The organism is Variovorax sp. OV084 (assembly GCF_900111625.1).
Lineage (GTDB): Bacteria > Pseudomonadota > Gammaproteobacteria > Burkholderiales > Burkholderiaceae_C > Variovorax.
On the sequence record NZ_FOII01000035.1, the window covers coordinates 1 to 20103 of the forward strand.

The 20103-nt window shown below is 67.6% G+C and carries 14 protein-coding genes; 4 read left to right on the forward strand and 10 right to left on the reverse strand.

Features of this window, described 5'->3' with window-relative positions:
• The first annotated feature begins 363 nt into the window (after window positions 1–363).
• Complete coding sequence (locus BMW87_RS33815; RefSeq protein WP_093082805.1) at window positions 364–1914, forward strand: YifB family Mg chelatase-like AAA ATPase; 1551 nt, start codon at window positions 364–366, stop codon at window positions 1912–1914.
• A gap of 31 nt (window positions 1915–1945) precedes the next feature.
• On the opposite strand, the gene BMW87_RS33820 is transcribed toward BMW87_RS33815, so the two are convergent.
• From BMW87_RS33820 to tssJ, 6 genes are all read right to left on the reverse strand, one after another.
• The gene (locus tag BMW87_RS33820) at window positions 1946–3985 is read right to left on the reverse strand and encodes a serine/threonine-protein kinase (RefSeq protein WP_093082807.1); all 2040 of its coding nucleotides are present in this window, start codon (window positions 3983–3985) and stop codon (window positions 1946–1948) included.
• Window positions 3986–4037: 52 nt separating this feature from the next.
• Window positions 4038–4751 (reverse strand): type VI secretion system-associated protein TagF, encoded by a 714-nt coding sequence (gene tagF / locus BMW87_RS33825; RefSeq protein ID WP_093058945.1) that lies wholly within the window; start codon window positions 4749–4751, stop codon window positions 4038–4040.
• Window position 4752: 1 nt separating this feature from the next.
• Complete coding sequence (gene tssM / locus BMW87_RS33830) at window positions 4753–8412, reverse strand: type VI secretion system membrane subunit TssM (RefSeq protein WP_093058946.1); 3660 nt, start codon at window positions 8410–8412, stop codon at window positions 4753–4755.
• Entirely contained in the window at window positions 8412–9812 is a 1401-nt protein-coding gene (locus tag BMW87_RS33835) for a DotU family type VI secretion system protein (RefSeq protein ID WP_093082808.1), read from the reverse strand. The genes tssM and BMW87_RS33835 overlap by 1 nt, the downstream gene beginning before the upstream one ends.
• An 8-nt stretch (window positions 9813–9820) precedes the next feature.
• The gene (gene tssK, locus BMW87_RS33840; protein WP_256217028.1) at window positions 9821–11116 is read right to left on the reverse strand and encodes a type VI secretion system baseplate subunit TssK; all 1296 of its coding nucleotides are present in this window, start codon (window positions 11114–11116) and stop codon (window positions 9821–9823) included.
• A 255-nt stretch (window positions 11117–11371) separates the two neighbouring features.
• Window positions 11372–11890, reverse strand: coding sequence for a type VI secretion system lipoprotein TssJ (gene tssJ / locus BMW87_RS33845; RefSeq protein WP_093058949.1), 519 nt, complete (start codon window positions 11888–11890; stop codon window positions 11372–11374).
• A gap of 150 nt (window positions 11891–12040) precedes the next feature.
• Between tssJ and BMW87_RS33850 the strand changes: the two genes are divergently transcribed.
• Genes BMW87_RS33850 through BMW87_RS33860 form a run of 3 tightly spaced genes read left to right on the forward strand, consistent with a single transcriptional unit; the run spans window position 12041 to window position 15225 of the window.
• Window positions 12041–12427 (forward strand): TssQ family T6SS-associated lipoprotein, encoded by a 387-nt coding sequence (locus tag BMW87_RS33850; RefSeq protein WP_256217027.1) that lies wholly within the window; start codon window positions 12041–12043, stop codon window positions 12425–12427.
• Window positions 12428–12485: 58 nt separating this feature from the next.
• Window positions 12486–14441: a type VI secretion system-associated FHA domain protein TagH gene (gene tagH, locus BMW87_RS33855; protein ID WP_093082811.1), complete on the forward strand. Its 1956-nt coding sequence runs from the start codon at window positions 12486–12488 to the stop codon at window positions 14439–14441.
• Window positions 14434–15225: a PP2C family protein-serine/threonine phosphatase gene (locus tag BMW87_RS33860; protein WP_093082813.1), complete on the forward strand. Its 792-nt coding sequence runs from the start codon at window positions 14434–14436 to the stop codon at window positions 15223–15225. The genes tagH and BMW87_RS33860 overlap by 8 nt, the downstream gene beginning before the upstream one ends.
• A gap of 12 nt (window positions 15226–15237) precedes the next feature.
• On the opposite strand, the gene BMW87_RS33865 is transcribed toward BMW87_RS33860, so the two are convergent.
• The 4 genes from BMW87_RS33865 to BMW87_RS33880 are packed head-to-tail and all read right to left on the reverse strand — an operon-like array spanning window position 15238 to window position 20089.
• Window positions 15238–15618 (reverse strand): DUF4150 domain-containing protein, encoded by a 381-nt coding sequence (locus BMW87_RS33865; protein WP_093058952.1) that lies wholly within the window; start codon window positions 15616–15618, stop codon window positions 15238–15240.
• Window positions 15619–15633: 15 nt separating this feature from the next.
• A complete protein-coding gene (locus BMW87_RS33870) occupies window positions 15634–16278 on the reverse strand; it encodes a DUF3540 domain-containing protein (RefSeq protein WP_093082816.1) in 645 nt (214 codons plus the stop codon).
• A 53-nt stretch (window positions 16279–16331) separates the two neighbouring features.
• Window positions 16332–17381 carry a pentapeptide repeat-containing protein gene (locus tag BMW87_RS33875; protein ID WP_093082818.1) on the reverse strand — a complete coding sequence of 350 codons (1050 nt, stop codon included), beginning with the start codon at window positions 17379–17381 and terminating at the stop codon, window positions 16332–16334.
• A complete protein-coding gene (locus tag BMW87_RS33880; RefSeq protein WP_093082820.1) occupies window positions 17378–20089 on the reverse strand; it encodes a DUF2169 family type VI secretion system accessory protein in 2712 nt (903 codons plus the stop codon). The genes BMW87_RS33875 and BMW87_RS33880 overlap by 4 nt, the downstream gene beginning before the upstream one ends.
• Window positions 20090–20103 lie beyond the last annotated feature (14 nt).

The following is a 20103-nucleotide window of genomic DNA, read 5'->3' on the forward strand; positions in this document are numbered from 1 at the left end:
GGACACGTTGCCCGTGAGATTCGGGGCGGGAGCGGCTGCCGGTGCTGCTGCGGCATCCGTCGTTGCTGTTTGCGCCAGGGCTGCGCCCGAAGCGGTCAATGCAGCGGCCAGAACGATCAGCGCCTGGGCGGCGGTACGGTGCGTCATCAGGGAACTCCTCGCAAGTGTGTTGTTGGACCTGTGAGGCTCAAAGCAGGGAGCGTGCCAAACTGCACAAATACCGGTCATAACCACCCCCGCCCCCGCATTGGTTGAGAGCCAAATCGTTACAACGTCTGTTGCGAGTGGTTGCAGATATCCGGTGCGCCGCACCACCGCGGACATGTCGAAGATAGGCGCACCATCTTGGGGAGAGGGAGAAGAATGGGGTTGTCTTTGGTGCAGAGCCGCGCCTTGCTGGGCCTGGAAGCGGCCAGTGTCACTGTCGAGGTGCATCTGGCGAACGGTTTACCCAGCTTCACGCTGGTCGGGCTGGTGGAAACCGAGGTCAAGGAGGCGCGCGAACGGGTGCGTTCGGCGCTCCAGAACGCGGGGCTGGAGTTTCCGAACAACAAGCGCATCACGGTGAACCTTGCGCCGGCCGACCTGCCGAAGGACTCCGGGCGCTTCGATTTGCCCATTGCGCTGGGCATCCTCGCGGCCAGCGGGCAGATCGACAACGCCCGGCTCGCCGGCCATGAGTTCGCCGGGGAGCTGTCGCTGTCCGGCGAGCTGCGGCCCGTTCGTGGTGCGCTGGCCATGGCACTGGCGCTGCACACGCGCGGCGTTGCCACGCGGCTGGTGCTGCCCCTGGAGAGTGCACAGGAGGCCGCACTGGTGCCGGGCGGTGAGGTGTATGGCGCGAAGCACCTGCTCGATGTGGTGCGCCAGTTCATCGCCGAAGGCAGCGATGCCGCATCGCAGCTGCCCGAATCGCCAGACGACAGTGGCTGGGCGCGCGTCCAGGCCGCGCCCGGCGCGATTCCGCCGCAGTACGCAGACCTGTCTGAAGTGAAGGGGCACGCCGGCGCCAAGCGCGCGCTCGAAATCGCGGCGGCCGGCGGCCACAGCCTGCTGATGGTCGGCGAGCCGGGTTCGGGCAAGTCGATGCTCGCGCAGCGCTTCGCGGGCCTGCTTCCGGCGATGCACATCGACGAGGCACTGGAAAGCGCGGCCGTGGCCAGCCTGGGCGGGCGCTTTGCGACCGAGCGGTGGATGAGCCGGCCGACGTGCTCACCGCATCACACATCGAGCGCGGTGGCGCTGGTCGGCGGGGGCTCTCCACCCCGACCCGGAGAAATCTCGCGAGCGCACCACGGAGTGCTCTTTCTCGACGAATTCCCCGAGTTCGCCCGCTCGGCACTGGAGGCGCTGCGCGAGCCGCTAGAGACCGGCACCATCACCATCGCCCGGGCCGCGCGGCGCGCCGAATTCCCGGCGCGCTTTCAGCTGATTGCCGCCATGAACCCCTGCCCTTGCGGCTACCTGGGCTCTTCGTCGAGACCCTGCCGCTGCACGCCGGACCAGGTCTCGCGCTACCAGGGCAAGCTCAGCGGCCCGCTGCTGGACCGCATCGACCTGCACATCGAAGTGCCAGCGGTGTCGGCGCAGCTGCTGCTCGAAGCGCCGCCCGGTGAATCGACCGACAGCATCCGCACCCGCGTGGTCGATGCGCGCGAGCGTGCGATACGGCGGCAAGGCCACGCCAACCAGTCGCTGCAGGGCTCTGCCATCGACCGGCATGCCGTGCTCGACGACGCGGCGCGCAAGTTCATGTTCAACGCGGCGAACAAGCTCGGCTGGTCGGCGCGCAGCACGCACCGCGCGCTCAAGGTGGCGCGCACGATCGCCGATCTCGCGGGGGCGGATGCGGTGCAAGCGGCGCATGTGGCGGAGGCGGTGCAGTACCGCAGGGCACTGCGCGGCGCCAAATGAACGCAGGAGCCCAGCCGCGGCGCAGACCGTACTACTTGAACTCGTGGCTCACCACAGGCGCCGACTTGCTGTCCTGCACCGTCACGCGCTGCCGGAACACCTCGAGATCGCCGTTGCGCACTTCGATGTTGTAGATGCCCGGGCGCAGCGACAGCGACTTGAGCGGCGGGCTCACGCCGCGGTCCGCGCCGTCGACGAACACCTGGCCCCAGGGGCGGACGTTGAACAGCACCCGGCCCATGCCGGGCGAGGCCGCAGGCGTGACGGGAGCGGCAGCAGGTGCGCCCGGCGTGCCGGCGGGTGTGGCACCCGCCACGATCGTCGTCGTGGTCCCAGGCGGCAACGTGCCGGGCGCGACGGGCACTGACGGCGGCGAGAGCCGGTTGATTTCGGCGATTGCATTGCGCGCCTCGCGCGCATGCACGCCGCGGCGGTAGCGGCGCAGGTAAGCCTCGTAGCCTTCGCGCGTGTTCTCGGTCTGCGCGAGGTTCCAGTCTTCGGCTTCGGCGGTGGCCAGCGCGGATTCGGGCGGCGCGGCCGGTGGGCCGACCGGCACGTTCTCCAGCGGTGTCAGCGGCGCCGTGGCCGTCGCGGCGGGCGCACTGGCCGGTGCGGCGGGCAGCGGCGCTGCTGCACTACCGCCGGCCGCAGGCGTTCCAGGCGCGGCCGGCACGCCATCGGTGGTGGTGGCCGGTGGCATTGCCGCCGGCGGCGCGGTGTTGCTCGACATCGGCGCGGCCGGAGGCGGCACCGGCACCATCGCGGTCTTGGTCTCCTGCGGCTGCATGCCCGAGGTCAGGCGCAGGCCGATCCAGCTGCCCACGGCCACTAGCGCAATCAGCAGCGCGCCCACCATGCCCCACGGCGGGCGCTTGAGCTTGTTCTTCTGCGCGGTTGGTGCTGCGGCTTTGTGCCCTTGCGCCTTGCTGCGGTCCTGCGGTGCGACGCGGGGTGCGGGCGCCGGCACTGGCGTAGGCGCGGCCCTCGGCTGCTCCGGCGCTGCCACCGGCATCGGCTCCAACGGCACCGGTGCCGACATCGGCGAGAACTGCTGCGGCACCAGCGGCGGAGGTGGCGGCGTCGCCGAAACGGGCGCCGCGGGAATGATCACCGTCGGGGCGCTCATGCCGCTCACGTAGATGTCGCCGAGCTTCACAAGCCCCAGCTCGGCCGCGAAGGCAGCCACGGTCTGCGTGCGGTCCTTGCTGTGCACGGCCAGCGTGTGGTCGACCGCGGTGCAGAAGCTCGGGCTCAGGTCGTCGCGGCCCATCGACGACAGGGGCACGTAGGCGTCCTGCACGCTGCGCACCACGGCCGAAGGCGGCGGATGGCCCGTGACCGCGCGGTACAGCACTGCCCCCAGCGCATACATGTCGGTCCACGCGCCCTGCAGCAGCGTGTTGTCGTCGGCGTACTGCTCGATGGGCGAGTAGCCCGACTTCACCATCACCGCCACTTCGTCGACGAGGTCGGCGATCGACTTGCGCGCCGCGCCGAAGTCGAGCAGCACCGGCAGGTCGTCCTGCTGGATGAAGATGTTGTCGGGCGCGATGTCGCGGTGGAAGCACTGGCTGCGGTGCAGCGTCTCCAGCGCACCCAGCAGCGGCCCCAGCATGCCGAGCAGCCAGGGCTCGGTGATCCTGCCCGGCTCGTCCTCGGCCAGGCGGCGCAGCGTGCGGCCCTTGTAGAGCTGGATCGCCATGTAGGCGGTGGAGTTGGCCTCCCAGAAGCGATGTACGCGCACCAGCGCCGGGTGGCTGAACTGCGCCAGCGTGCGCGCCTCGTTGATGAAGCTGCGCAGGCCCGCCTGGAAGGTGGCCGTGAGCCGCTCGGAGCGCACGTGCACGCTGTTGTCGCCCACGCGGCGCGCGAGCATCGAAGGCATGTATTCCTTGATGGCCACCTCGCGCTGCAGCGAGTGGTCGTAGGCGCGGTAGACGATGCCGAAGCCGCCTTCGCCGATCACCTCCAGCAGCTCGAATTCGGCCAGCCGGTGGTTCACGCCCAGCGGGTGCGGCCGTTCGTCATCCGTCTCGGCCGGCGGGCTTCCGATGCCGTGCGTCGTCGTCATGCTTCTCCTCCTGCGGGACTGCTGTGGCCCCTATGGCCGGTCTGGCTCTTCTTCATGCCCATGGCACATGCCCCTGCGAAAACAACTTGGAAAACAGCGGTGTGTTGAGGCCGCCGCCATGGGCAGCGGTCCGCAACGGCGATCCGTCGGCTTGATTGGTCCACCAGTAGCTGGTGCTGCCGAAAGGGTCGAAGCACAGTGGAAGCTCTGGCCAGCCCAGGGGCTGCTGGGCACTCGCGCCACCGGCTGTAGGCCCGAGGATCGAGAGGATGTCGTCCGAGCCGCCGCTGGCGGTCTGGAAGCCGGCACGGCCCGCGGCCAGCACCTGGCTGTCGAACTGGTCGGGCGCCACGCCGTGGCGGATGGCCTGCAGCAGCGCGGTGCCGCACTGCCGGTACCACGCAGCCGAGCCTTCGAGCACCGATGGGCGGTAGTTCTGCGCGGCCACCTGCAGCGTGATGCACACGGGGTAGTAGCGGCCCACGCGGTCGCAGCTCGGCGCAATGCAGCCGAACTGCACGGCGTCCACGCCCTGCGTGGCGGGAATCGCGAAGTTCCATACCGGCGCAACGGCGTAGTGCCGCGTCATCGCGTCAGGCCAGCGCTTGAAGCTGCCCAGGCCGTTCTGCATCCAGCGGTCCCACCACGCCTGCAGTTCGCGCGGCATGCGGCGGTAGAGAAAGTCGCCGGCTGCCGGCAGCTTGCCGTACCAGCCGATCTGTTCGTCGACTGGCACCCAGGCCTGAGGAGGAATGCTGCTGTTCATTTCAGGATTTCCCCGGGCAGGAGAAGCCGTTCATCTGCGGCAGGCGCAGCGGGTTGTAGACGCTGTTGGCCGTCACCGCGAGCACGACCTTCTTGCCCTGCAGGTCGAAGCTTGCGTTGAACGATTCGGGCGAGCTGCCCGCGGAGATCGAGGCCTTGTCGAACAACCGGTGCAGCGCCCACGGCCCTTCGGTCACGATACCGCCGGCCGGCGTGCCGTTGGCGGTGGTCACCTGCAGGCGCACCTGGTTGCTGTTGCGCGGGCCGGGCCACTTGATGGTGCTGGGCGCCTGCGGACCGTGCGCGTAGCGCACCGTCTGCCCGTCGACGTCGAGCGTGAACTGCGTGAGCGCCGCGTCCATGTCCTCGGGCCGGATGTCGATGGTGAACGAGGGCGTGCGTCCGCCCGCCATGCCCGAGAAGAATACGTCGCGGATAGCCTGCGCCTTCTGGAACGAATCGAGGTACGCCGAGCGGCCGGCCGCGCTGCCGTCCACGCCGCGCTTGAAGGCCCACGGATTGACCGAGGTGTCGACCTGCGTGACGAGGTTCTTCTGGAAGAAGTCGTCCATCATCCCGCCCGGCGCGAACAGCTGCGCGAAGTCGCCCGAGGCCACGTCGCGGTTCGATCCACGCGTGAACGGATAGCGCCCCGCGATGGCCTGGTTGCAGAACGAGCCGATGCTCGCCGCCGCGCTCTGCCCGATGTTCTGCCGCGTTACCGCCGCCGCCTTCGACGACGCAGTGGCCGACAGATCGTTCAGCATCCCCTGGAACGGCACCGGCAGGCGCCCGGCTTCCGCCTGCACCTTGGTGACCGAATCGCTGGTCGGCGGGATGTTGCCGCTGCGCAGCGCGGTGTCGGTGGCGGTGAGGTAGTTGTAGAGCTCGTTGATGAGCGCGGCCGTCGCGTCGATGGGGGCCTGCCCGCCCTGCTTGGGCGCGGTCACCATGCGGCGCAGCGGCTCGAAGTGGTTGTCCACCAGCGACTCGGGGCGGTCTACCCGCGTGTTGCGGCGCTGGCTGCCGTCGGGCTGCCCGATGAGCTGTTCGATGCGCTCGCGCGTGCTCTGCACGCGGTTCTGCGCCTGGTCGAGCAGGCTGCGCGCGGCCTCGTCGTGGTTGCGCAGCAGGTCGGTCTCGCGCGCCGCGCCGCGGATGAGCCGCGACATCGGCGACTCCGCGGTCGAGAGCACGCGCGTCATCTGGATGCTCTGCAGCAGCGAGCGGCTGTCGGCCAGGCGGATGTCGACGAGGTAGTCGTCCCACACCTTGATGTAGTCGGTGAGGTAGAGCCGGCGCACTTCGCGCAGCAGCAACTCGCGCGAGGTGATGTCGGTGATGCCGGGCGCGCGGATCTGCAGCACCCAGCGGTCTTCCTGCTCGAGCGACAGCGTGGTCTCGGCGATGCGCTTGTCGAAGATGTCCCAGTAGCCGCGGTAGGTGAACAGCGTGGGAATGCCGTCGGTCAGCGGCTTGCCGCTCGCACGGCGGATGACCAGCGCCGACTCGGCGCCGCCCGCCTCGGCGATGGTGAAGGCATTGGGCTGGCTGGTCTGCAGCAGGATGCGGCGCAGCCGCGCATACGAGCGCTGCGCCAGCGGCACGCCGGCCAGGCGCTCGCGCGTCTGCGTGATGAGCCGGTCGTCCTTTGCGAACGGCGAGGTCAGCACGCGGCCCACGAACAGCGCCTTCAGGTGCGATTCGAGGTTCGCACGCTGCTCGCGCGTGAGCGAGGCGCCGATCTTGCGGTCCACGTCGGCGAGCAGCCAGGCCTGCAGGAAGTCGGCGTCGTAGCGCTCTGCGTCATACAGCATGAGATACGCCTTGAGCGCCTCGTAGCTGTATTCGGCGTCGATCTTCGCGGCGTCGCGCAGCGACTGCTCGACGCGCTGCGCGGCCTGCGGCAGCAGCACTGTCTCCAGCGCGCGCTGGTACACGCCATCAGTTGCGGCCTGCAGCTTCTCGCCCTGGTAGAGGCCGAAGCGGTAGGACGTGGGCGGATCGCCGATGTCGAAGTGGCTGGACTTCGGCAGGTCGCGCAGCTTGTCGAGGATGAGCAGCGAGCTGGCGATGTCGCCACTCGAATCGACCACCGTGGGCAGCTCACCGCGCGCGGCTGCCTTGTTGAAGGCCTTGGCGTTGGTGTCGACCTCGGCCACGTAGTCCTTGTTGTTGCGCCAGCTGTTCACGCAGGCACCCAGGAACAGCACCAGCAGCACGCCGATGGCGCTGTAGCCCGCGATGTCGATGGCCCGCTTGCGCCGGTACCAGCGCAGGTTGGTGCCGGCCACGCCCGCGTCGCGGAAGATCACCTGCTGCAGCAGTTCCTTCAGGAAGTAGCTCTTGCCCGGGCCCGGCGGCGGCGCCGGCGGCGCGTTGACCTGCAGGTAGCGCTTGATGGCGCCCATCACGCGGTCGAAGGCCGTGCCTTCCTGCGTGCCGCTGGTGAAGTACACACCGCGCAGCATCGACGCGGCCTCGAACTTCGACGGGTTGAACACGTCGGCCAGGAAGGTGCCGAGGATGTCCTCGAAGCTCGCGAACTGCTGCGGCAGCAGGTAGGCCTGCGCGCGACGCATCGGGTCGGACTCGGCCGCCAGCAGCTCGGGCAGGCGCTCGTCCAGGCGCTGGTGCAGCAGCTTGTATTCCTGGTGGAAGCGCTCGCGCAGGTCGCCGCTACCCACGGGTGCCGCGCCCTTGCCGGCCTTGTTCGCCGGGTTGCCCTGGATCGGGAAGGTGAAGCCCCACACCTGTTGCCGCTCAGCTCGGCCCAGCGAGCCGAAGTACTCGTTGAAGCCGGCCAGCAGGTCGGTCTTGGTGACCAGCACGTACACCGGGAAGTCGATGCCCAGGTCGTTGCGCAGCTCCAGCAGCCGCTTGCGCAGCGCCATCGCATGGCGCGCGCGCTGTGCGTCGTCGGCCAGCGGCAGGTCGGCAATGCTGATGGTGAGGATCGCGCCGTTGATCGGCTGGCGCGGGCGGAACTTCTTCAGCAGATCGATGAAGCCCTTCCACTCGCCCTCGTCGGTCTCGCGGTTGCTCTCGTGCGTGGTGTAGCGGCCGGCTGTGTCGATCAGCACCGCTTCGTTGGTGAACCACCAGTCGCAGTTGCGCGTGCCGCCGATGCCGCGCACGGCGGCCTTGCCGAGCTGGTCGGCCAGCGGAAAGTCGAGGTCGGAGTTCACCAGCGCGGTGGTCTTGCCCGAGCCCGGCGCGCCGATGAAGATGTACCAGGGCAGCTGGTACAGGTACTGCCGGTCGAACAGCGAGAAGCGCCCACCGGACTTACCGTCGGCTCCTTCGCCGAAGCGCATGTTCTTCAGGATGGCCGTGGCGTCGGTGAAGCCGCTTTGCAGCTCCTTGATCTCGGGCGCGTCCTCGGGCTTGGCTTCCTTCTCTTTCTTGGAAGGGGTGCGCAGCTGGTTGAGCAGCTGCGCATTGAGCCGGCGCTCGCGCCACTTGCGGTAGATGACGCGCGCGATCCAGATCGCGAACATCAGCGCGATGACCACGATGCGCACGATCTCGTCTTCGAGCGGGCGGTAGCGGCCCACCGCGATGGCCGGGCCGATGATCCAGATCAGGAAGGCGAGCGCGACCAGGCCCAGAAAGACCCACAGATCGCGGCTGATGAGAAAACGGAAGATGGCGCGCAGCATCAGCGGGTGCCTCCAGGCTGCGGTGCTGCTGGAGCTGTAAGTGGCGCGGAGTTGGCGGGCACGCCGGCCACGGGCGCTACCAGCAGCGTCACCTCGACGCGCCGGTTGCGCGCGCGGTTGGCCGGGGAGTCGTTGGGCACGAGCGGGTCGGCATCGCCGCGGCCTTCGGCTCGCAGGCGTTCGGGGCGCGCAAGGCGCGTGGCGATCATTTTCTTCACCGCGTCGGCGCGGGCCTGCGAGAGTTGCCAGTTGGAGGGAAAGCGCACGCTGCGGATCGGCTGGTCGTCACTGAAGCCGCTGACCAGCACGTTGCCGTCCACGGCGTTGAGCGCATCGGCCACGCGCGCGAGCACCGGCGCATAGCGGTCGAGCACGCGGTCGGAGCCCGAGGCGAACAGGCCGTCGCCGCGCAGCACCACCACGCTGCGGTCGGCCTCGTCGCGCACGGTCAGCAGGCCGTCGCGGATCTCTGGCTCGAGAAAGCGCTGCAGGCGCGGCGTTGGCGCTGGCATGACCACGGCGCGCGTGGTCTGCGGCAGACGTACCGCGTTGACGGCCGCGAAAGCACCGTCGGAATGGCCAGCGAGGTTGAAGGTGAGCAGCGCGAACACGACGAGCAGCAGCACCGCCGCCACCGCGCCCACCGCCCACACGGGCAGCCAGTTGCGCGTGCGGCGCACGGGCGCACTCGCGTCCTGCCAGTGCGGCGACAGCGGCACGGCGATTTCGCCGCGCGTCTGCCGGATGATCTGCAGCAGCCGCTGCTTGAGAGTTTCGAGCTGCGTGCGGCCGTTGTCGATGACGCGAAAGCGCCCCTCGAAACCCATGGCCAGGCAGAAGTAGATGAGCTCGATCAGGTGCAGGTGCTGCTGCGGGTTCTGCACCAGGCGCGACAGTAGCTGGAAGAACTTCTCGCCGCCCCAGGTCTCGTTGTGGAACATCACGAGCAGGCTCTGCGACGACCAGATGCTGCCGCCCCACGGCGTGAGCGCCGCGGCCTCGTCGACTGCCGTGCACAGGCAGTAGCGCGCGCCGATGATCACCTCGGGCGAAATACCCGCCTGCTGCGCGCGCGTTTCGAAGCGGCGCACTTCATCGACAAGGTGCTCGCGCAGCTGCGCCGGCGCGGGATGGTGGCCGGTGGCGCGGATCTGCGGAATCAGGTCGAGCAGCGGATTGGCGGCCGCCACCAGCGGGTTGTTGCCCGCGAGCGCCGTGTCGCCCGCATGCGGGCGCCGCGCGTCGTGCCATGCGGTGAAGGACTCGGGCTGCGCGCCAAGGCCGCTACCACCACGCGAGGCATTCGGCATGCCGCCTGCGTCGCCCATTGCATTGCCGCCGCCGGGATTCGGCGGCACGAAGCCTCCCGGACCGACGGCCATGTCGTTGACACCGTTCATAGAGTCCCTCACGGACGGATGGCCCAGAACTCCATGGCCAGCCCGGGAAAGTCACCGGCCAGGTGCATCGCCACGCCGCCCGATTTTTCGAGCTGGCGCCACATGTCGCCGCTCTTGTCGAGTTCGAAATAGTGGTAGCCCGCGTTGTACGGAATCTGCCGCGGCGCCACCGGCAGCGGCCGCACCACCACCCCCGGCAGTTGCAGTTGCACGAGGTCGCGGATGCGCTCGACCGAGCCGATCTTCACCTGCGTGGGGAAGCGCTGCTGAATTGCATCGGCCGGCAGGTCGGCATGCACCGCGAGCACGAAGCCCGCGTTGCGCACCAGCACCGGGTCGGGCATGCGGCCCACGCGCACGCCGTGGCTGCGCTCTTCGAGTTCGATGGCGATCGCGCTCTGCTCGAGCACGGCCGACAGCGAACGCCGCAGCTCCTCAAGCAGCGGGCGGATGCACTCGTTGAGGTTGTCGTGGTCGTATATCGGCCACAGCACCGGACGGCGCGTGGGCGATGTGTGCGTGGCCAGATGGCAGGCCAGCTTGAGCCAGTCGACGAACAGGTTTTCTGGGTGCACCTGCACCGCCTGCTGCGAATGCCACGTGAGCGCAAGGTAGCGGTTGACCAGCTCGAGCAAAAGGAAGTCAGAGACCTCGCTCACCCCGCCGCGACCCGGCTGCGACAGCCGCGAGGCCAATGCCTCGGAGCGCTGCGTGAGCAGGCCGTGCAGCTCCGCGATCATGCTGCGCAGCATTGCGTGCGCAGAAGCGTCGAGCACCGGCGGAATGTAGTTGGCATCGACCACCAGCTTGTGGTCGGTGCGCCGCTCGATCACGCGCACCGCGCCGATGGCTTGCCATTCAGCGGTGAGCGAAGAAGCACGCGCAAGACGCAGGCGCGGCGCGGCGAGCTGCAGCACGGCGGGGCCGAGTGCCACCGCATTGCCGTCGTTCACTTCGCGCTCGATCACGCCGAAGCGCGCGGCCGAACCTTCGTCTTCCGCGAAGATGACCTCTTCGCTGCCGGGCCTGCGCAGCGGCAGCGCGAGCACGATGAGCTCGTCGGTGAGATCGGTCGGCACTTCATAAGGCAGCGGCGCGTCTTCGGCGCCGAACGAGAACGGCGTGCCGTCGGGCATCACCCCCGCGCCTCCGAGCAGCGACACACGGCCCAGCGCATAGGCGTCGCGGTCGATCTCCAGACTCAGCCAACCCCAATAGGCGCCTTGCAGGCCTGCGGTGCGCCGGGTCACGTATTGCTCGACATAGCGTTCCATTTGCTGGAAATGCTGCGGCCGCAGGTACATCCCTTCGGACCACACCACACGATTCGCCAATGCCTGCGGATGGGCGCCATTCTTTGCGGCGCCCGAATTGCGAACTGTCACCAAAAGACCTCCTGGGGAGTGCTCACATCGAAGCGGGAGATGCGCTGAGGAGCGGCCTCCCGGTCCACTTGTTTTGCTCCTGATGCTACACGGCGCGTCTTACGTTTTGCACCGCATTTCGCTCAAGAATTTCTCGCACTTTCGTACTAGCAGGCCAGCACCCCAAGCCGAAAGTTAACGACTTGGTAGCAGCTCTATGCCCGTCTTGCGCACGGCAACGTGCACGGCCTGCTCGCTCGGCGAAAACTGCCACACCTTGTACAGGTTGGTTTGCTTCGGTTCCTTCAACGGCAACACGATGCGCCAGCGCGCGGCCTCGAGTTTGCGATAGCCCGCGATGATGCCGATGGCGCGCGAGTCGAGTCCTGCCTCGCGCTTGAACACGCGCTCTTCGCCGCTGCGCATGATGGCCTGGTCGGCATTCACGAGCTCGGTCATGAGCGTCTCGCGGTCGCGATCCTGTAGTGCAAAGTAGTCTGCGGTTTCGAAGTTACCGGAAGATTTCAGTTCGAAGACCTTCACGAGGATGGGTGCGGCCTGGCCGCGTCCGTCGGGGTTGACGCCATCGTCGATCTTGACTGTGACGGCATAGGGCGTGGGCATGGACTTGGCTGTCGATGCGCATCCGCCGATGAGGCCCGCAAACAACGGTGTGGTGGCAAGTGCGCCTTGTAGCAAGCTTCGTCGATGCATTGAAATCTCCCCGAGGGTTCGCGGCCTATATTATCGAAGTCATGCGCACTTACGATGGCGCATAACGTGCATGTCGCAACACAGCGGCACACTATCTCAAGCATTCCTTTTGCAAGGTAGGAGAGAAGATTGAAGTCATGTCTGCCTGCTTTGGCGTTCGCTCTTTTCGTGGTCGCGGGTTGCACGACCACACCGCCGCCAGAGCCCGCGCCGCAACCCGAACGACTGAGCCAGCAAGTGGCGCGCACCACGCTCGAGAAGGCGCAGCAAGCGTATGACGAAGGCGACTATGCCAAGGCCGTCAGCACGCTCAAGAGCGGCGGCGTGTCGGTATTCGAAGGTGCCGAGCCGGGCACCCGGCTCGATGCGATGAAGCTCGAGGCCTTCAGCTACTGCGTGGCCAACCAGATCGCCGAGTGCCGCAACCAGTTCCGCAAGATCCTCGATGCGTTCCCGACCTTCGAGCTCAACGTGGCGGAGCGCAAGCATCCGGTGTGGGGCCCCGCGTTCGAGGCCGCCAAGCGAATGAAGCGTTGATGAAGAACATCGCGGCGGCCACGGTGCCGCGGCGCGAGACGACGAACACGGAGAAGCCATGCGTTGGACAGTGATCGAACATGCCGGCAGGCCGGTGACCGTGGGCCCCTCGGCATTGCTCGCCGCGCCCGGCGGAACGATCGGACGCAGCCCCGACAATCACCTCGTGCTGCCCGACGAGCAGCGGCAGATCTCGCGCCTGCAGGCCACCGTGCGCTTCGACGAAGACGGCGTGGCGGTACTGCGCAACATGAGTGCGGTGCTGCCGATCAGCGTGAACGGGCACACGCTCGCGCACGAGCAGGAAGCGCGCGTGGCCGATGGCGACCGCGTCGCGATCGGAAGCTATGTGCTGGAGGCCGCGAGCGCGCAGCGCGCGGCGCCCGTAGCGGCTGCGGTTCAGCCACCGCCACCGCCACCTCCTCCCCCGCCGCCGCTGCAATCGATGCAGCCGCCAATGGCCGCGCCGATGTCGGCGAGCCCCATCGACGCACTGCTGCCGTCCTCCGGCGCATCCGACGTGTTCTCCGATCTGTTCGGCGAAGGCGCACTGCCTATCGGCGACACGCAACCCACGGCGGCGATGCCACCGCCGCGGCAGGCAACGCCCGTGCCGCCACCGATGCAGCCGCCCGCGTTCGCTCCGGCGCCGCGCGAGTCCTTCGCTGCCCCTTTGCAGCCGTCCGCGCCACCGCCGGCGCCGCAACCCAAGGTGAGCCCGACCCTCGCCTCGTCGCAGATCCCTTCTGCGGCTGACTGGGACGCCATCCTCGCCAACGCACCGCGCCGCGTCGACAGCACGCCCGCGCCGATGCCCGACCCGATGGCGCACGAGCCCTTCGAGTTGCCGTCGCAGGCGCGCCGCAACCCGGTCGATCCGCTCGCGGAACTGAACCCCGACGCGGCCAACGACATGTCGGACATGGCGCTCAAGCGCGGTGTCGATCCGCTTTCTTTCTTCGCAGCCGACGAGAGCGCGCACTCGCCGCTGACCGATCCGCGCCCCACCGCGCTGACGCATACCGACCCGATGCTGCCGGGCGACACGCACCCCGCGCTCGACCTGTTGCAGAACAACAGGCCGGCCGTGCAGGGGTACAGCCATTCGAACCATACGCGGGAAGTGGCGGCTCAGTTCCGTCCGCCGACTCCGGTGGCGATGCCGGTGCCAGCACCTGCGCCGGCCCCCGTGCCCGCCGTCGAACCTGTGAAGGTAGAGGCGCCACCGCCGCCACCGCCGCCTGCGCCCGCTCCGCCGCCACCACCTCCGCCGCCGCCTCCTGCACCACCGCCCGTGGTGCAAGAGAGCCCGCCCGAGCCGCCACCTGTCGCAGTGCCGCCCGTAGTTGCTGAACCTGCGGCTACACCCGTCGCAGCAGCAACACAACCCACCGCAGCCCCATCGTCCTCGTCGGAAGCCCTCTTCAAGGCCTTTCTCGAAGGCGCAGGCGTCCCCGAAGTCGCTGGCCAGCAACCGCTCGACATCGAAGCCATGCAGCGCCTGGGCCGCATCATGCGGGCCTTCACCGACGGCACCATCGAGCTGCTGTCCTCGCGCGCCATGCTCAAGCGCGAAGTGCGCGCTGAAATCACGATGATCGTGGACGAGGAGAACAACCCGTTCAAGATCCTGCCCAACGGCCGCGCCGTGCTGATGCAGATGTTCGGCGCGCGCATGCCCGGCTTTTTGCCGCCCGAAGCCGCCGTGCACGACGCGCTCGGCGACCTGCAGTCGCACCAGCTCGGCATGGTCGCCGGCATGCGCGCCGCGCTGCTCACGCTGCTCAAGCGCTTCGACCCCGCCGCGCTGAGCCGCGAGACCCCGCACGACGGCAGCCTGGGCGAGAAGCTGCTGCCCGGCGGTCGCGAGGCGCGCCTGTGGCGAGAGCTCCAGCAGCTGCACACCGAAACGACCGCAGCCGTCGAGGACGACTTCCAGGCCGTCTTCGGCCGTGCCTTCCAGCAGGCCTACGACAAGGAAATGGAACGGCTGAAGGAGGCGCGCCGTGCTTGAAGCCACCCGCTCTTTCGCCGTACCCATCTCGACCTCGCAGTTCTCCTGCGTGGGCGAACGCAGCGGCAACCAGGACGCCATCGGCTACCACCTCGACGAGCGCAACGGCTGCTTCGTAGTGAGCGACGGCGTCGGCGGCAACGCAGGCGGCGAACTGGCCTCGCGCATCGCGGTCGACACCGCCCTCAACACCTTTGTCGACGCCCCTTCGCTGGCCGCCGACAACATCCAGCGCTGCGTGAAGGCGGCCAACGACGCCATTCTTGCGAAGCAGCGCGAGCTCACGGAGCAGAGCCGCATGAGCGCGACCTTCGTGTCGCTGTTCATCGACCGCATCACCAACCAGGCCTGCTGGGCCCACGTGGGCGACAGCCGCCTCTACTGGTTTCGCCGTGGCGCGCTGATGCAGCGCACAGAAGACCACAGCCTGTCGGAGCGCTCGGGCGATGCGGCCGCGAGCCACCAGAACGGCGGCGAGCGCCTGGTGAAGACCAATCTGCTGTACCGCGCACTGGGCGCACGCGCGACGGCTGAAGCCACCATCACGGCGCCACAGCGCCTTGCCGATGGCGACGCCTTCCTGCTGTGCACGGATGGGCTCTGGCAGTTGATCTCGCAGCAGGTGATGGAACGCTCATTGCAGCTGGCCGACAGCGCGGAAGAATGGCTCGCGCTGATTCGCCGCGCAGCCGAATCCAAGGCTGATGAATCGCGCGACAACTACTCGGCGCTGGCCGTGTGGGTGGGCTTTCCGCAGCAGGTGACGCTGGCAGGGCCGGTCTGAATCGACGCGCCCTCAGGGCGCCAGCATCAGCACCTTGAACTGGCTCGGCACGATGCGCATGCCGACGATGTTGCAACGGTTCTGCGTCGTGATGCTGGTGACCCGCGTGGCCGGCGTACCCTTGAGAAGCACGGTGAACGCGCCTGTCACATGACGCGATTGCTGCATGAACGTCTGCGACACAACGCCGCCCAGCGCCCCGGGCTGATCCCCCAGGGTGATTGGCGTGGTCGTAGCCATGTTGTGTGCCGGCATCGCCATGAAAAGGATGTTCCAAGCATTCGGAACAGCCATCGGCCCCATAGCCATGTTCGGGTATGGAATGGGCACCGGCGTCTTGCAGACGTCGGGGAATGCCATGTCCATTCCCATGAGCTGACAATTGGCAAACATCTGGTACCTCCTCGCTTAGCCCATGTGGATCTGAGCCGCATCCACCTTCACCAGCTCCTGGCCGGTGACCATCGTGTGGTGGCCATGAATGCGCACCGTCTCGCTGGCCTTGTAGTCCATGTGGCCCGCACGCACCTGGTCGACTTCATCCGTCAGGCGTAGCGTCTGACGCGCCATCTGCACGATGCGATCGGCCACGGTCTCGAATACCTTGCCGACCAGCCGGACGCTTCCTGCCGCGGCCTGCACGGAGCGCGTCACCAGCCGCAGTTCACCGATGTCACACTCGCCCTCTTCTGCCTTGAGTACGAAGCGCTTGTCCGCGCGAAGCCTGAGCTCCGAAGTACTCGCGATGGTCACCCGGCCGTTGCCGGTAGACGCGAAGGTGACGTCGCCCGCCGCCTCGATGCAGCTTGACGACGCATCGGCCTGCTCGATCACGGCGATCAGGTAGGCTCGCGCGCTGTCGGGACCGGACACCAGCACGGTATCGCCGCTGGCCGGTTTGAGTAGGCAGCTAGCCGCGCGCCGGCAAACCCAGACAGCACCCTGCTCGTCATCGACGCTGATACGTCCATCCGGCAGCAATGCGGCGACCACCCCTTGGAAGTGAACCGGAGCCGTCAGCAACGAGGCTTTGCGCAGTGAAACGACTGACATGGAGATCTCCTTGTTTCGATGGGTAAACAGTGGAACGGGCAGGCCTGGCGGCATCAGCTCGGCGGACGGATCTCTTGGGCCTTGAACAGCTCCGAATCGTTTTCGATGATGCCACCGCTTCCCGAGAAACGCGCACCTTCGCGCGCGGCCCGATGAAAGCGAGTACGCAAAAAGCGTGCATTGCGCAAATCGGCGCCATGAAGATCGGCATAGGAGAGATCGGCATCGTGCAGATCCGCGTCGCGAAAGCTGGCCCCCCTCGCCCGCGCGCGATGGAACACGCTCAGCGGCAGGCGCGAGCGGCTGAAATCGGTACCTTCGAGTTTGGCGTCGGACCAGATCGACTGATCGAAGACGGCATCGCTGCAATTCGCTCCACGCAGATCGGCCTCCGGGAACATGGCTTGGGCGGCATCCGCTCCACTGAAGTTCGCATGGGTCAGCGTGGCGCCCTTGAAATTGCTCTGGGTCAGCACGGCGCCGCTGAAATCGACGCCTGCCATCGCGCTGTCGGTGAACTGGCAGCGCAGGAAGGCGGTGTGCGGCAGGCGCTGACCTTCGAGATTGCACTCCATCAAGATCGAGCCATCGCATCGGGCCTGAGCGAACTCCACCGTGCGCAGATCCATGCGAAACAACATCAGGTGCAACAGCTGTGCCCCGCGGCAATCGAGCTGATCGACCCTTGATTCGGTGACGACGATCTGATCGCAAATGCTCGGCTTCAGCACGGCATTCCCGAGTTCGCATCTGGCAAAGGCCACGCGTTCCATTTGGGCTTTCCCGAAATCCGCATGAGCCAGCGAAGATTCGAAGAAGTTGGTGTCCTGCATGAACGCGCGGCCGAGTTGCGCAGCCTCCAACCGACACCGAAACACGCGCACGCCTCTCAAGCTGGCCGCCGACAGGTCTGCCCGGTCGAAGTTGCATTGCGTCAGCGAACTGTCGTCGAGGCTGGCGCCACGCAGATTCGTCAGGCTCAGGTCGACGTGCTCCATCTGCGCCCCCGACAAGTCGACGCCGCTGAGGTCCTGACCCGCGAGACTCGCTTTGACCACCGGTTCGCCATGCCGAATCTTGTCCAGAAGTTCTTCGACTGTCATCGAACCGGCTCAGTCCTTCGTGCGGGCAAGGTCTTGGCTCCTTGGGTGTAGGCGCCGATGAAAGTGGTCGAGCCGTCGATGGCGGCCTGCGACACGTCGGCGCGAAACAGATTGGCATCCTGCAGGCTGGCAAAGCGCAGGTCGGCCTTGGAAAGATTGGCGTCGATGAGGTTGGCACCGCGCAACGAGGCTTCGCGAAAGTCCGCGCGAATGAACAGGCTCTCGCCGGCATGCAGTCCCTCGAGCCGCGCGCGCCGCAGGTCGCACTCGGAGAAATCACAGCCTTCGAGGCGCGCCCTCGCGAGATCGGCGCCGACCAATATGGCTCCGCGCAGGCCGCACTGCCTGAGCGAAGCGGCGCAGAACACTGCCTGCACCAGGCTGCAGCCATGGACGAAGGAACAGGTGACGAGGCTGGCCTCGGTGAAGTCGACCCCCTCCCGCGCATCGACGGCGACGAAAGCACAGGCGTTCAGCGAGGCGCGTACGAAGGATGTTTCCTTGAAGCTGCACTCGACCCAGCTCACCTGCTTGAACGCGGCGTCGTCGAAAGCGATGTCTTCCAGTGCCAGCTTCACCATCGCCATTTGCTCCCAGTGCGAGCCGCGCGCATCGCAGCGCGCCCATTCGCTTTCGAACAGATCGGCTTGATTGAACGCGGCCTTCGCCAGCACGCAGGAACGAAAAATGGTCTTGCTGCAACGCGTCTGCACGAAGCTGGCCGCCGTGAAGTTCGCCCCGTCGCATTGCGCGCCGCCCAGATTGACCTCGTCCAGCCGCGCATCGGTGAGCGAAGCCCGGACCAGCCGCGCCCGCGCAAGCACGGCACGTGTGAAGTTGCAGCCATCGAGCCGCGCGTCGCTGAAGTCGACGTCTTCGAGGTTCGCTTCCGTGAAGTCGGCACCGCGCAGATCCAGGCCCGAGAGGTCGGCGCCGACGAAGTTCATGCCTGCGAAACGACGCTCGCCGCTGGCTGCGGCCTCGAGGCGCCGGCGCAGCCGCCTGGAGCGCAGGCTGCTGGCCGGCGGCGCCGGCTCGAGCAGGTGTGCGCCGTAGAGGTGCCCCATGCGCGCGCTGCGCCCGGCCTGCTCGCGCAGCCGCGCGTTTTCGGCGGCCTCGTCGGATGTGAGGGGGGTCCGGCGCTCTCGCGCCGCTTCTTCCTCGAGGCGCGCGAGGTCACGCAGCAGGCGGTCCGGGTCGAATCGGCGCTGCACAGGCTTGCCGGTCCGCGCCTCCACCTCGGTCATGGCCTTGTCGATGCTCGCCTTGATCTCGTCGGACAGCTGGCGCGGTTCCATCTGCGACAGCGGTGGGATATCGACGTCGGGTTGAACGGCAGCGGGCATCCCGCGCGCGACGGCCTGAGCGCGCCCCTCGGCGCCGCGGGCAAGGGCCGACTCGCGCATCTGCTCGAGGGCTCGATCGGCCTTCTCGGCGAAGTCTGGCAGATCGTCCATGGAGGCAGGCGGATGCAAATCCGGTTCGGACAGGGGCGGCAGATACTGCTCGGGATCCAGGCCCTGCTCCAGCAGGCGGGCGCTCAGGCGTTCGTGCTCGCGCTGCCGGCCTGCGCGCAGGTTGCGCGCCAGCGGAAGCGAAGCGATATCGGGCATCTGGTCGCCTGCCCATGGCCCCATGATCGCCTTGGGGACCAGGTCGCTGTCGCGCAGGACCAGCACCGCCTTGGCCGGATCGATGCGCTGCTGCAGCACCTGCTGGTAGTGGGCGAGCGGCCGCGGCTGCCCGCGCAACTCGAGCGCGGGCATGATGTGCTTGACGTCGGCCGCGTCATCCTCTGCGATGGGCGATACACCGTGCCAGACCAGGATGACGCGCTCGGCGTGCGGAAAGAACCAGGCCGTGCTCATGCGCAGCGAAATTTCCGACAGCGCGCCACCGTCTTTCTGGAAGCTGGCGAAGCAGCGCGCCTGCCAATCGGGCAGCTGGCCGCGCATCACCGGCTGCCGGGGGTGCATGTTCCACAGTTCGTAGGCGGCGCCCGGAGGCAATTCGCTCTGGCCAGGTAGGCGCTGGTCGGCAGGTGCGGCATTGAAGTAGCGCCAGTCCATGTCCTCGGCGAAACCCGGGTACTCGTGCTGCAGCCACTGCTGGTCGTAGGCGCGCCCCATCAGCGCGAGCCGCTGCGGCCGGTCGGGGGGTATGGCGCCGAAACCCGCAGGCACGATGCGCCGCCCGGGTACGTCCTGACGCGCGCCGGGCAACTCGACATTGGGAAGCCGGCGCGTCTGTACGCCGTTGATCGTTTCATCGAAGCTGCCGATGCCTTCCGGGTTTTCGGGCTCGCCCGGGCCGCCATAGGCATGCGCCCAATCCAGCCTCAGGCGCTCGAAAGGCTGCGCGGGCGTGGCGCGGCCGTCGAGCCAGTAGCGATCACCGCTCACCAGCAACGACTTGGCCTGGCCATGGAAGACGGCCTGGGCCGCGCACAGTGTCTTGTCCTCCTGATGCGCCGTGTACGCATAGCCGCTGACCAGCCACTCCGGCTCGATCTTGGGCACGCCCATGTCCAGCACGTTGCCGGGCCCTATCTCGTCGGCCGCCAGCTTCCAGAGATCCTGGTCGGGCATCAGCAGGGGCTCGGGCGCCAGGCTGGCCATCGCGAAGACCGAGACGCCCAGGAAGTCTCGCCGCTGCCGTCGGAAGGGCCGGGTGATGATGCTCAGGCGAAAGGGCTTGATGGTCTTCATCGGGGGCAGCGCAC